Annotated in this window: 11 protein-coding genes; 6 read left to right on the top strand and 5 right to left on the bottom strand. The window is 35.5% G+C overall.

The window, feature by feature from the left end:
* The first annotated feature begins 108 nt into the window (after positions 1–108).
* Together CEF18_RS00310 and CEF18_RS00315 are read left to right on the top strand one after the other, a co-directional pair.
* Positions 109–1,209 (top strand): diguanylate cyclase, encoded by a 1,101-nt coding sequence (locus CEF18_RS00310; protein ID WP_110934623.1) that lies wholly within the window; start codon positions 109–111, stop codon positions 1,207–1,209.
* Positions 1,210–1,699: 490 nt separating this feature from the next.
* Complete coding sequence (locus CEF18_RS00315; RefSeq protein WP_110934624.1) at positions 1,700–2,797, top strand: GerAB/ArcD/ProY family transporter; 1,098 nt, start codon at positions 1,700–1,702, stop codon at positions 2,795–2,797.
* 225 nt (positions 2,798–3,022) lie between these two features.
* Here CEF18_RS00315 and CEF18_RS00320 read toward each other — a convergent pair whose 3' ends face one another.
* Complete coding sequence (locus CEF18_RS00320; protein WP_110934625.1) at positions 3,023–4,192, bottom strand: Ger(x)C family spore germination protein; 1,170 nt, start codon at positions 4,190–4,192, stop codon at positions 3,023–3,025.
* Positions 4,193–4,210: 18 nt separating this feature from the next.
* A complete protein-coding gene (locus tag CEF18_RS00325; protein ID WP_110934626.1) occupies positions 4,211–5,797 on the bottom strand; it encodes a spore germination protein in 1,587 nt (528 codons plus the stop codon).
* Between the two features lie 375 nt (positions 5,798–6,172).
* On the opposite strand from CEF18_RS00325, the gene CEF18_RS00330 reads away from it, so the two are divergent.
* Positions 6,173–7,561, top strand: coding sequence for a cobyrinate a,c-diamide synthase (locus tag CEF18_RS00330; protein ID WP_110934627.1), 1,389 nt, complete (start codon positions 6,173–6,175; stop codon positions 7,559–7,561).
* Positions 7,562–7,579: 18 nt separating this feature from the next.
* On the opposite strand, the gene murQ is transcribed toward CEF18_RS00330, so the two are convergent.
* The 3 genes from murQ to nagB are packed head-to-tail and all read right to left on the bottom strand — an operon-like array spanning position 7,580 to position 10,043.
* Positions 7,580–8,488, bottom strand: coding sequence for an N-acetylmuramic acid 6-phosphate etherase (gene murQ / locus CEF18_RS00335; RefSeq protein WP_110934628.1), 909 nt, complete (start codon positions 8,486–8,488; stop codon positions 7,580–7,582).
* Between the two features lie 25 nt (positions 8,489–8,513).
* Positions 8,514–9,239 (bottom strand): GntR family transcriptional regulator, encoded by a 726-nt coding sequence (locus tag CEF18_RS00340; protein WP_110934629.1) that lies wholly within the window; start codon positions 9,237–9,239, stop codon positions 8,514–8,516.
* A gap of 54 nt (positions 9,240–9,293) precedes the next feature.
* Positions 9,294–10,043: a glucosamine-6-phosphate deaminase gene (gene nagB / locus CEF18_RS00345; RefSeq protein WP_110934630.1), complete on the bottom strand. Its 750-nt coding sequence runs from the start codon at positions 10,041–10,043 to the stop codon at positions 9,294–9,296.
* 436 nt (positions 10,044–10,479) lie between these two features.
* Between nagB and nagE the strand changes: the two genes are divergently transcribed.
* From nagE to CEF18_RS00360, 3 genes are all read left to right on the top strand, one after another.
* Positions 10,480–11,880 carry an N-acetylglucosamine-specific PTS transporter subunit IIBC gene (nagE, locus tag CEF18_RS00350; protein ID WP_110934631.1) on the top strand — a complete coding sequence of 467 codons (1,401 nt, stop codon included), beginning with the start codon at positions 10,480–10,482 and terminating at the stop codon, positions 11,878–11,880.
* A gap of 631 nt (positions 11,881–12,511) precedes the next feature.
* A complete protein-coding gene (locus CEF18_RS27090; RefSeq protein WP_223292195.1) occupies positions 12,512–12,664 on the top strand; it encodes a YjcZ family sporulation protein in 153 nt (50 codons plus the stop codon).
* 243 nt (positions 12,665–12,907) lie between these two features.
* Positions 12,908–13,744 (top strand): manganese catalase, encoded by an 837-nt coding sequence (locus CEF18_RS00360; RefSeq protein ID WP_110934632.1) that lies wholly within the window; start codon positions 12,908–12,910, stop codon positions 13,742–13,744.
* Positions 13,745–13,827: the final 83 nt, after the last annotated feature.

The following is a 13,827-nucleotide window of genomic DNA, read 5'->3' on the forward strand; positions in this document are numbered from 1 at the left end:
AGAGTTTGTGAGAAAAATTTAAGCAATATTTTCAGTGATTTCACCAATGACTTTGCACCTAAATTTGCTAAAATATAATATCGGACACTAATACTAGGGGTTTTGTATATGTATTCACACCCAATATTTTTTTTCTTTCTAGAAAATATGGCATTAATAATTGCTTTAATGTTTCTAGGGTTAAAATTAAAAGAATTCATTCTATTAAAAATCGATAATCCTCTTCGTTACATGTGGTTAAGTGCACTTTTTATAGGATTTTTATCGTTTTCGATTATGTTTCATCCATTATTACTTGAGGGAATGCGACTGGATTTAAGGGAAGTACCTTTATTTTTTATTTCCTATATAGGGGGTTGGAAATTAGGGATTTTATCTGCTATCTTACCTGGTATTTTTCGTTTTTCCCTTGGAGGACCTACTTTAACAGAAGGAATTATCCAAGGTATTTTACTTCCAGTTTTGATAGGAGCTTTATTTCATAATAAAAAGGTGTTAAATCATCCATATACTATTATTAACATCAAACATATGATTATAGGCTTTATTGTATTTGAAGTAATTAAAACTGGATTAATGCTTTGGACAACACCAATAACTTTTTCGATATCCATTGCAATGTTCTTCTTTGCAACTGTCGCTATACTAGGAATTGGACTAATGTTAAATGATTTTAACCGAAACGCAATGTCAAGAAAAGAACTAGAGTTTTTGTCAAATTATGATTCAATGACCCATTTGCCGAATATACGATACTTCAAAAATGAAGTACATAAGCTTATTTCTCATAAAATACCCGTTTCTATTTGTATGTTTGATGTCGATTATTTCAAGCACTATAACGACACGAATGGACATCCAGCAGGTGATGAAGTACTGAGAATCATTGGACGATTACTAAAGGAAAGTGTTAAAGAAGGAGACATGATCGCTCGGTACGGAGGAGAAGAATTTATTATTTGTTATTCCAATGTGACTTCTTCAGAAGATGTTACGGTTACTGCGGAGACTTTTAGGAAGAAAGTTGAAGAATACATTTTTAAAAATGAAGAAACTCAACCAAATGTGGATGTAACCATTTCAATTGGAGTTACCATTCCTTCACAAAATAAAACATTAGATGAGCTTATCGGAGAAGCTGACAAGGCATTATATCAATCAAAACAAAATGGCAGAAACCAAGTTACCATTTTTAAATCCTCAATGTAATATCTGGTACTGGCGTAACGAATAGTGGATTTAATAACAGCGGTGAGGTCAGAGAATTGCCTCTCCTTATTTTTACCACATATATGTTATCAACGACATATTTTTGCTTTAGCAAAAGAATATGTCGTTTTTTATTTGTCATGTATCCTACTATTTTTTGAAATTCATATAAAAATTAATGGGGCTATTAATGTTCAATAAAGTATAGCTTGGCCCCCCAATTATCAACGACTCAGTTACTTGTTCTATCGAGCAGAGTGTCATAGTTGGTTTATGAACTTGAAGTATCTTTTCTAGCATAAAATTTCAATTTTCTTTGCTTCCGTTGTTATATTTTATTCTTATTCTCATTTTAGTTATACACATTTACATTTAGGGCTAAAATGTTATAAGGTGAAACATTTTATACTTAATAATTATGTTCAAATAACGGATTGATAGTTGAAATACTTGTTTGTGTTCCTTTACCAATTCTAAGGAGTTATTTCTAATGAAGCGTATCTCAAACATTCAGTTATTTTCACTTATTGTGGTGTTTCAAGTTGGTAGTACAACCCTGTTTGCCCTAGGGATAGGAGCGAAACAGGATGCATGGATTGTTATCTTAATGGCTTTCGTTATAGGTCTATCTCTACTATTGGTTTACACTCAATTTCCTAAGTACTGTCCTAATCAAAACTTTTCAGAGATCTTAAATAATACTATAGGGACAAAACTTGCCAAACCCTTGCTGCTTCTTTTCGGTTTATATTTCTTAAGTCAGGCAACACACAACTTTTATGAATTTGGTATGCTTATTAATATGACTGCATTACCAAGAACGCCACTTTTAGTAATTTTGTATATATTTATCATTGTCATCATTTACATTCTTAATTTAGGTTTTGAAGTCTTGGTGCGAACAGTGGAAATATTACTCCCTTATTTAATACTTTTTTTGATAATTACCTTGATTGTGAATATAGAGCCATTTGAAATTGATAGCCTACGACCCGTTTTAGGGGATGGGCTGAAACCTGTGTTAGGAGAATTACCTACAGTTATTGCTTTCCCATTTGGTGAAATGGTTGTATTTCTAATGTTTTGGCACTATGTAAAAGATCAAAAATCCATACGTAAAATGACTTTTTTAGCTGTAAGTTTGTCAACATTATTGCTAATCTCATCTCTGATTGTAATGATTGGTGTTTTAGGTCCGGAGCTAACTGCAAATACAGAAATCCCTCTATTAGAAACATTGATATCAATAAATATTGCTGATATTATTACAAACTTAGATAGTATTGCTGTATTTATTATGTTTATCGGAGGGATTTATAAAACAGCTTTACATTTTTTGGGTTTCATTTTAGCGATGACCTGGTTGGTTAACGGCAGTAACCCAAAGTGGTCCATCTCCATTTTCGGGCTTCTTTTACCGCTATTTACTGTATATCGTTTCTCTGGATTAGAAGATCAAAGATGGAAGGGGATGGAAAACGGGATTTATAGTATTTTATTATTTGCATTTCTTCCTGTTTTATTATTAATAATCATGTTTATAAAAAGAAAATCTTCCTCTCGAAAGGTGATTAATGATGCCAATTGATTTAGCAATATTTAAAGCAGATCCATTATTCACACTCATTATAATTGGAGGAAGCTTTTATACCCTAGTTCTATTATTGATGATCATCTACCACGCATTAGCGTTACTATTTAAAAGTTAAGATATATATCATTACTCAGTATTCAATCTAAATAACCAAACAATAAGACAATTTAAATTCTAAAGTCCACTACTAAAGAAACTAGCAGTGGACAATGTTCTTCCTTATTCCTGGGGTTTAAACGGAGCTTGTGATAATCCGGGACTTTTTATATTTAAATGAACATTTACTGTATATGGCACTTCAGCAAATGTTTCAGCCCAATTGTCTTTTTCTTTATTCCATACTTTTGAGTTTTCTATATTTAAAGCCTCTCCAAAGCCAAAAATATCTGATTGGAAATCTTGTGCTTTATCTACTGCCTTCTTTATTTCGTTTTCAATTTCTTTTTCGCCTTCCGCTCCAATTTGACTTAGATATTGAGAAATTTGTTTTCGGCTTTCCAGTTCAACAGTAGCTTCTTGTCCAATCAAGCTTGCATTTTGGTCAACCTCAATTGTGAAGGAAATTTGATCTCCATTTTCAACCTTTGGTATGATTTTAGAATGGACTTCTTTCAATAAAATTGTCACAAATTTATCCTCTTGTAATAAAGAAGGAAGATTTATGGCACCTCTATTACTAGTTGGCCCTTCCTCTGTTACCCAGTTATACCCTCTTGTTTCGCTTTCATCTAGAAATCCAACTAACTTATCTTCTTTAAAAACAGCACTTCCTGAGAGTTTTACAAGTTCAAAAGGGTCTATGTCTGTCTCTTCACGAGTTAGAACGCCTATTACCGGATTTATTCCTGCGCCCAATACTTTTTTATAATAAGTAAGAAGATTACTGGCAGTTGCATTATGCTCTGTATTATCAAAAAGAGCGTTTAAAAAATTAGCTGGTATACGTGCGATATTATTTGCTTTTATTTCAAGGAGTTCTTTGGCACCTATATCTTTTGCAATTGATAACCAAACATACCCTCGAACTTCTTTACCTCGTTGAAACGAGTCACTGATTTCAATCAATCCTTCTCTTGCAACATCTTCGCTAATAATAATTACTTTGTTATGAGCAAAAAAACTTCTACGATCTATTGTTTGATTTGCTTTTCGCATAACTTCAGGAATTGTTTTTCCAGTAGTCGAAACCATTAAATATGGTGGATCGGGGGTAGGAGTTTGTGTACTTTCCGCTGCTGGTCTTAGATACTGTGACGTTAATATAAAATCTCCTGTATCGGGATCCTTATCGATAGCCATCCCCACAACAATTCCAACGTCAACTAATTCATTTCTATCCCAGCATCCTGTTAACAATAAAAAAGAAATAATGACTAACAAAATTTTCAACGTTGTTTCTCTCCTTCCTTATGTTTTAGGATGTTTGGGTTTATTTTGAGAACCTTGCCTTACGGATTTTTTCCAATTAATCGACTGAGGTCTTGATTGAAGAAGCCATAATGGCATACGGATAATGGAATCTTTCAATTCGCTTAAGAAAATCGGGCCCATTGGTGATAAATAAGGTGTACCAAAAGATCGCAGGGAACATAAGTGTGCTACCAAAATAACCGTCCCTGTTAACATTCCATAAAACCCTAGACCTGCGGACAGAAATAGAAGAAAAAACCTAGATAAAATGATGGAGTCATTTAAAGAGGGTACAACGAAACCTGTGATTGCAGTAAGGGCGACTACAATTACCATAGGTGCACTTACTAATCCAGCAGCAACTGCAGCCTCTCCAATGACTAACGCACCTACAATACTAATAGCAGAACCAATTGGACGTGGCATTCGAACACCTGCTTCGCTGAGTAATTGGAAAGTAATAATCATTATCAAAGCTTCTAAAAATGTAGGAAAGGGAACTTTTTCTGCTGATGCTACCATTGTTGTAAGAAGTTGCGCAGGGACCATTTCATGGTGGAATGTTGCAATTGAAACATAAATTGCTGGTGTATAAACCGTTAAAAAAAGAGCTAATAATCTTAATAACCTCAAAACTGAGGCTAAATAGGGTCGTGAATAATAGTCTTCTGGAACTTGAAACGTTTCAATTAATACTTGTGGTACCGTTAATACAAACGGGGTCCCATCACAAAAAATAGCAATCCTGCCCTCTAATATTTTTGCTGAAACTTTATCAGGCTTTTCACTATTTCCAATAGTTGGGAATGGCGAAAAAGGATGATCTTCAATAAATTGTTCAATATATCCCGATTCCAATATTGTATCTGTGTCGATTCGTTTTAACCGGTTCTTTACTTCTTCTACAACTTCTGAATTCGCTATTCCTTCTATGTAACTAATGCGAATGTTTGTTTTAGTCTGTTTTCCAATTTTTATATCCTCGAAAGCTAAATTTGAATTTTTAATTTTTCTACGGATTAGGGTCGTATTTACTTTCAATACTTCATTAAATCCTTCTCGTGGACCTCTTACATTTGCTTCCGTTTGAGGTTCTTCTACACTTCTTGACTCAAACCCTTGCGTACTTACAAGAAAAGCTGACTTATAGCCATCGATAAAAATGACAGTTTCCCCTGATAAGACACCATCGATTACATCATCAATTGTATTAACTTCTTTCATGTTTGAGGTGCTTAAGATCTTATTTTTTACATTTGTAAAAAAGTCGGTTGATATCATCTTTTCCGTCTCTTTGAAAAAACCAGGTTCCATTAATGGTTTCATAATATGTAAATTAATATATTCTTCATTAACTAATCCATTGATAAAACTGATAAATACTTTGACTGGGGTTTTATCGTAAACCTCTAAATTCCTATATTTTACATCCACACTTTTTTTAAAAACTCGGTGCAGTTCACGTGAATTTATTTCTATTTTTTTTTCGATCAACCGAGCATTATTCTGCTCTTTTTGGTTCTCTTTTTTAGATGAAGATTTTAAAGATTGAATTCTTTTTGCAACTTGAAATATATTCCTCATTTTAGGTACCTCCTATTCTTTTATATTGTTTGTTAAAGTTAGAAAAAAATGCAAAGAATGTTCATGTGAGATGGGGAGAAGTTACATAAAGAAGGCTGCATAATCAGAGGCTGAAGGAGCTACAGGGGGCTTTATATATCGGAAGATTACTTCCTATATGCATAAGAAGACGTATAATGTTCAAGGTTGCAAACTGAATACGAGATAGACGATGGCTAAGTTTACCTGTAATATATGAACTGAACTTTATGTGCAGAGTATTCATTAGCTTAAGAGAGAAATACGATGATATGTCATGATTAATGGGATAAGGTTTGGTCTAACTTTTCGCCAGTGAGCGAGGTACGAAAGAATTTCAGAAAGGTGGAGATTTCATTGCCAGAACGACGAATCGTGATTGCAGGTACGGGAAGTGGAGTAGGCAAAACAACCATGACAATTGGTTTAATGTCAGCATTAAAAAAACGAGGTCTAACGGTACAAGGATTTAAGTGCGGACCGGATTTTATTGATCCGTCTTACCATACAGCTGTCACCAACCGATCGTCCCGTAATTTAGATAGTTGGATGTTTTCGAAAGATACGCTTTTAGATATTTTCACCCACGGTGCAGAAGGTGCAGATATATCGATTATGGAAGGCGTGATGGGTTTCTTTGATGGAAAGAATCCTGAAACAAACGAAGGAAGTACGGCTGATATTAGCATGGTAACGAAAAGTCCTGTTTTACTCGTTGTAAATTGCTCAAGCATGGCTAGAAGTGCAGCTGCTATTGTGAAAGGGTTTCAAGTATTTGCAGAGGGGCCACATATAGTGGGCGTTATTGCAAATAAAGTGGGTAGCGAAGGACACTTTCAGCTAGTAAAAAAAGCAATCGAACAGGAATGTGATATTCCTGTAATCGGCTATTTAAAACGTGAATTGGATATTGAAATTCCTGAGCGGCACCTAGGGTTGATACCATCTATTGAACGAGGTGATCTGGATTCCTTTTTTGATAGGTTAGGAGAGTTGATTCTTGAAACGATAGACATAGATAAACTTCTTGAGCTATCTGTTGTTGAACCAATTAAGGTGAAAAATAAGTCTTCCCTTTTTGGAAGGGAAAAAGAGAAATTAGTCAAAATTGCCGTAGCAAAAGACGCTGCATTTAATTTTTATTATCCTGAAAATATAGAAATCCTCGAAGCTAAAGGTGCGGAAATTGTTTATTTTTCTCCTTTAGCGGATGATATAGTACCAGAGGGAGTGGACGGGCTCTACATTGGTGGCGGCTTTCCTGAAGAATTCGCAGGCAAGCTTGCTAGTAATATGAAAGTAAAACGTTCTTTAAAGGATGCGATTGAAAACGGATTACCTACACTGGCCGAGTGCGGGGGATTTATGTATTTAACAAATTCTATTGAAACCTCCGGGGAGACAAAACATCAAATGGTTGGCGTAATCCCGGGTAATATCCAAATGCAATCAAAATTAGCGGCATTAGGTTACAGAGAGGTCACTGGACAGAATAACAATTTTATACTTGGAGACGAAACCGCGAGAGGGCATGAATTTCATTATTCTTCCTTTCATACAGATGAGGAATCTCTTCCATATGCTTTTGAAACAAAAGGGATGCGAGGACTAAATAAAGAAGGCTATGTCACATACAATTTAATAGCCGGGTATACTCATATCCATTTTGCATCTTGTCCAGCCATTGTCGATAATTGGATTGAAAAGTGTTTGGAGAGTAAGGGAAGTAAAGATCTCCAAAGTTAAACTCTTGGAGACAAACTTCTAACTATTTTCTTTAAAGTAACTAGAAATTGCATTTTTTAAATGTCCCTTTTCTCTCTCTAGATAGTTCTTAGCTAATGGGAGTTCTGTTTGGGTAATATTTATAAAAATAGCGGCCTTTAGATCATGATTGCTTTTAGTCATTAAATCTTTTGCTTCATTTTCTGATATGTTAACTAAATCCATTAGAGTTTGTTCTGCTCGCTTTACTAGTTTCTTGTTTATTAGTTGCATATCGACCATTTGGTTTTGGTAGACCTTACCTAGCTGAATCATCGTTGCAGTTGATATCATGTTCAAAATAATTTTCTGTGCCGTTCCTGCTTTTAATCGAGTAGAACCTCTGATGACTTCGGGTCCGGCAATAACTTCAATCCCGCAATCACTTAATTGTGAAGAAATAGTATTATGATTACAGCTTATTGAGACTGCTTTGGCCCCTAGTTTTTTAGCATACTTGATAGCTGTAACGGAATAAGGTGTTGAACCACTTGCACTTACCCCAATAACAACATCTTTTTTATTTAAAGAATGGTTTCTCAGTTCATTTTCTATAATCGCTATTTCGTCCTCGTGTTGTTCAAGTGGACTCCACATCGCTTCTTTACCACCAGCAATTAAGCCAATCCATCGATTATCTTCAATGGAAAAGGTTGGACCTAATTCGACTGCATCAAGTACACCTAGCCTTCCACTTGTACCAGCCCCTACTACAAATACTCGTCCACCAAGTTTCCACTGTTCAACAATCAAATCCACAACCTTAGCGACATTCGGTAAAGCTTGTTTGATGCCTTGATGAATGGCTCGGTCTTCCTCTAACATAAGAGTAACGATATTCATTGATCCCATTTCATCAATTGTTAAGCTATTTACATTCACTGATTCTGTTACATTAAGATCATTCATTCTTCACACACTCCAATCTCAAGGGCTAAAATCTTTTTAGATCAATCATGAATTTGTATCTGTCCGCACGATAAGATGATTTGACAACCTCAAATATGGTTTGATCATCTAGCTTCGAACTTCGCTCCATAAGCATGATAGGTGACTTGTCAGAAATGTCAAGATACTTAACTTCTTGTTCATTTGCAATGGCAGCTTCAATTATTTGTGTTCCACTAGCAATCTTCATATGAAGGGTATCCTCAATATATTTATACAATGAATTCTGAACAATTTCTTCAGTTAATCCTTGCACTAAATTAGCAGAGATATAGGTTCGCTCTAAAGCCATGGGAATTTCTTCTGCTAAACGAATCCTTACTATCTCATAGACTGGATCATGTTCTTGGATATCTAATGATTTAGCAAGTTTAAGGTGAGCTGGAATAATTTTAAATTTAATTAATTTACTACTTGCCTTCATTCCTCTAGCTTTCATATCTTCAGTAAAGCTAGTTAAACCTTGTAAATCTTGTTCGAATTTTTTTTCCATAACGAAAGTTCCTTTGCCTTTAACACGATAAAGGTATCGTTCGTTTACAAGGTTTATTATTGCTTGTCTAATAGTCATTCTGCTAATTCCATATTTGTCGGAATATTCTCGTTCAGAAGGAAGAATATCACCAGGGACTAGTTGCCCACTGTCAATCAACTGTTTGATATATTCTTCCAGTTGATGATATATAGGTATAGGGGAATTTTTATTGATCACATCAGGTCACCCTTCCGGTAATTGAAAACCAATTTTTGGTCTTTCCTAGTAATTTTATAGCAGAATTGATGAAGGTACAACAGTATTCTGTAGTGCATCATAATCTGAAATAATTGTAACTTGGGAATGTTGATTAAGAACAGATGCAGGAAAAGTTGGATCAATTTGACCATGAAGTAATCTTGCCAAAGCTTTACTTTTATTTTCTCCAGATACTAAAAGAAGTATTTCTTTACTCTTCATTATCGTGTCGATGCCCATTGTGATTGCTTTTTTGGGCACTATTTCCATATTGTCGAAAAATCTAGCATTTGCTTGACGAGTATCATTAGTTAAATTGACAACATGTGTTGCGGTTTTAAAAGAGGTGCCAGGTTCATTGAACCCAATATGTCCATTACTCCCTAAACCTAGTAGTTGTAAATCAATTCCATCATGATTTGCAATTTGTTGTTCGTAATCTTCACACTCTTTTTCAACATCTATTGCTTCTCCATTAGGAATATGAGTTTTCTGTTCGGGGATGTTAATGTAATTAAAAAAATTAGACTTCATATAGTAATGATAGCTGTTTTGATTGAGGGGGTCTAAACCGATGTATTCGTCTAAATTAAACGTCGATACCTCTTGATAAGAAGTTTGATTTTGCTTGTGATCTTCAATGAGACACTTATAGGTTTCAATCGGGGTACTACCAGTTGCTAATCCAAGTACTAGTTGTGGATGTTTATGAATATGTTCAACAATAATATCAGCGGCAGTTTTACTCATATCGGTATAATTCTTAACGGTTATTAATTTCAATTTTCATAGCTCCTTTACGAAATGAAAGACTTCAGCATGTATTTGTATTTACCATCATTGACTAAAGTACACCTCTATTAAATATACTTCCTCATAAAAAGCAAAACTCCATCAAAAAGTGAATAGAAAAAAATAGTACTCAGATACTAATTTTAAAAATGTTTTACACACTTGCCATCATTTGATATTACACTAATAAGACTTTTATAATATCACCTATAAATATAGTTGTCTATACATATATGATAATCGGGAGGAGATTATCAAAATGAAAAGGCTTAATAATGTATGTATACTATATTATTAAGAATAAATAGTTAAAGGTATAGACAACTATAACATACCGTGCTAAGATTTATATTAGTTATATTGTTAGTTTATTTATTTATATTTAGTAGTAATTATTTCATTATTAATTTAAAGGAGTGGAAAAGTGATGATGAGTTTTTTACAGAAAATTGGTAAATCTTTAATGTTACCAATTGCAGTTTTACCTGCAGCGGCTCTACTGTTGCGTTTGGGACAACCGGATATGTTTGATATCCCATTTATCGCAAATTCAGGGGATGCAATTTTTGCGAACTTAGCATTATTATTTGCTATTGGTGTTGCGATCGGAATTTCGAAGGATGGTAATGGAGCAGCTGGTTTAGCAGGTGCAATTGGTTACTTGGTATTAACAAATGGTATTGAAGCAATTAATGAAAGTATTGATATGGGTGTGTTAGGTGGTATTATAACCGGTGTTATTGCTGGTCTTTTATACAACCGCTTTCATAATATTAAATTACCAGAGTGGTTAGGTTTTTTTGGGGGACGTCGGTTCGTTCCTATTATAACCGCTACTACAATGGTTCTACTTGCTGGAATTTTTGGTTTCGTATGGCCTCCTATTCAGGAAGGTATTCATGCAATTGGTCAGTGGATGATCAGTGCAGGAGCAGTTGGAGTGGGTGCATTTGGTTTCTTAAATCGTTTGTTAATCCCTCTTGGACTTCACCATGTATTAAACACACTCGTTTGGTTTGAGTTTGGGGAGTTTACTAATGCGGCAGGAGATGTTGTAAGGGGGGATCTATCCCGTTTCTTTGCGAAAGACCCTTCTGCAGGGATATTCATGGCAGGTTTCTTTCCAGTAATGATGTTCGGTCTCCCGGCTGCTGGTTTAGCGATGATTGTTACAGCGAAAAAGCATCGTCGAAAAGCTGTGACTGGACTTATTGGTGGTGTTGCGTTTACTGCATTTTTAACAGGTATTACGGAACCAATTGAATTTATGTTCATGTTTTTATCACCTTTACTATATGTTATTCACGCAGTACTCACAGGAAGTTCGTTTGTTGTTGCATACCTATTGGATATTCATCATGGGTTTGGTTTTTCAGCAGGGGCAATTGACTTTTTCTTGAATTTAGGTATTGCACAGCGTCCATGGTTATTATTTGGGATAGGAATTCTATACGGTTTAATTTACTTCTTTGTATTTGTCGGCTTAATCAAAGTCCTAAATCTTAAAACTCCTGGTCGTGAAGATGAAGAGGAAGAAGAATACGAAGAAACTACTGAGTCAATTAGGGGCACAGGGGATAAATACGAAGATATGGCAAATCAGTTTATCCGCGCCTTAGGTGGAAAAGAAAATATTTCTCACATTGACAACTGTGCTACTCGCCTTCGTTTAACAGTTGAAGATACAGGGAAAATTAATGAAAAATCTCTGAAAGCAAATGGTGCTAAAGGTACGATGAAGATTAGTGAAAAGAATTATCAAGTGATCGTTGGAACAAACGTGGAATTTGTTGCGGATGCTATGAAAAGAAATGTTAAATCTGACTGATGCACACGGAGAGTTAATGAATAAATAATAGATTTATACTGCAAACGAACCTACGAATTTAGGAGTAAAAAACAACACTGGTATATACGGCATCCTGAGAAATTTTCACCGACAATAGATACAGATTGGCAGCAAAGAGAATTAGAAAAAGAAAAAGCAGAAGAAGCGCAATCAAAAGGCGGAAATGACTGAGTTCCTGATGGTTGTGTGATTCCCGGAACAACAAACAAAGAGTAAAAACTAACCAGTAAAAGGTAAGCTTTAATGATATCCCTCACTTTCTGATGCGAGGGGTATCATTTATTGCTTACCTTTTTTCAATTATAAAGTCTGATAGCTAAACAATGAACAGTCTCAACTTCAGTAGAATTTTTTCATCGCAATGAATGAATCAGGGTTTTTAAAGAGCACAAAAACACTGAAACGTATTAATAGTCGATACAAATTTAAGTTGACAACATAAGCTAATATCAAGTGAGGGAAATGGGTGCAGTGGGAGGCTAAATCCGCTTTTTACATTTGCCGATGTATTGATCTAGTTAATAATAGTCGGATCTTCTCACTTCATAACTCCACTTATAAAAATTCAAGAGTTGTGACTTGATTCTTATTATAGGAAGGGGGAATTACAATGGGATTTGGTGGATACGGTTATGGCGGCGCACCTTGGTGCCCAACTCCAGCAGTGGCTCCAGCGGTAGCGCCTGCTCGCGGTAATGGATTTGCACTAATTGTAGTGCTGTTCATTTTATTAATTATCGTTGGTGCAGCAGCTTGCAAATAAATTAAATTAGTTTGTGAATATAGAAAGATCAAGTCCTTGGTGGACTTGATCTTTTTTTATGAATCGCCGACTTCCCTACTTTGAGTTTTTCTAAAGTCTAAGGGTAAGAAAGCATTTTAAACAGAAGACACTACGCGTTTTTCTAATATATATGGTGGTTCTACAGTAAATGAATAGAACTATGAGAGTAGATTAACCTAACTTTTGAATAAATAATACATAAGAAATAGGAAGGTGAAGCAATTGTTCTCTCATGTAAAAGAACTTCAGTATAATGCAAAACCGGAACGTCCTGATCCTGTATATGCGAAGAAGCTCCAAGAAATATTGGGTGGTCAGTATGGTGAAATGACAGTAATGATGCAATACCTTTTTCAAGGATGGAATTGCAAGGCAGAAGGAAAATATAAAGACATGATTTTGGATATTGGTACGGAAGAAATCGCCCACGTCGAAATGATTGCGACGATGATTGCACAACTTTTGGATGGGGCGCCGGCTCATGATCAAGAGCAAGGAGCAAAAGATCCAGCGGTTGAAGCAGTTCTTGGTGGGATGAATCCTCAGCACGTAATTGTAAATGGACTTGGTGCACAGCCGAATGATGCTTCCGGGTATCCGTGGAATGCACGTTACACCATTGCGAGTGGAAATTTATTAGCAGATTTCAGGGCGAATCTGAATGCAGAGTCACAAGGGCGGCTCCAAGTAGTTCGTCTCTATGAAATGACGACAGATCCGGGAGTAAGGGATATGCTTTCCTTCTTAATTGCACGGGATAAGATGCATCAAAACCAGTGGATGGCAGCAATAGAAGAGCTGGTAAAATCACAAGGCGCAGTTGTTCCCAGTACCTTTAATCCTGAATTTGAAAAGCAAGAAGTTGCTTATTCTTTCATGAATTTTTCGGAAGGCGAAGAAAGCAGTACTGGGCGCTGGGTAAATGGTAAAGCGCTAGATGGAGTTGGAACGTTTAACTATGTACAAAATCCAGGCGCTGGGCAGGTACCTTTCCTTAAAGTACCTCCAAACTATACTCATGGGACACCACCTACCAACGGCGTTAATCCAATGCAGTAATAACGTTTGTGTTAAAAGCGAAGGTTCATTTTCACGAAAAACGTCCAAGAGACTAAAGTCTCTTGGACGTTTTAACTGAATAT

The organism is Salipaludibacillus neizhouensis (assembly GCF_002886185.1).
GTDB classification, from domain to species: Bacteria; Bacillota; Bacilli; order Bacillales; family Salisediminibacteriaceae; genus Salipaludibacillus; species Salipaludibacillus neizhouensis.

Bases quoted from the DNA above. Each gene is read 5' to 3' on its own strand.
- CEF18_RS00310 (WP_110934623.1), top strand. From the start codon at position 109: ATGTATTCACACCCAATATTTTTTTTCTTTCTAGAAAATATGGCATTA.
- murQ (WP_110934628.1), bottom strand. From the start codon at position 8,488: ATGAATGATCTTAATGTAACAGAATCAGTGAATGTAAATAGCTTAACA.
- nagE (WP_110934631.1), top strand. From the start codon at position 10,480: ATGATGAGTTTTTTACAGAAAATTGGTAAATCTTTAATGTTACCAATT.
- CEF18_RS00325 (WP_110934626.1), bottom strand. From the start codon at position 5,797: ATGAGGAATATATTTCAAGTTGCAAAAAGAATTCAATCTTTAAAATCT.
- CEF18_RS00315 (WP_110934624.1), top strand. From the start codon at position 1,700: ATGAAGCGTATCTCAAACATTCAGTTATTTTCACTTATTGTGGTGTTT.
- CEF18_RS27090 (WP_223292195.1), top strand. From the start codon at position 12,512: ATGGGATTTGGTGGATACGGTTATGGCGGCGCACCTTGGTGCCCAACT.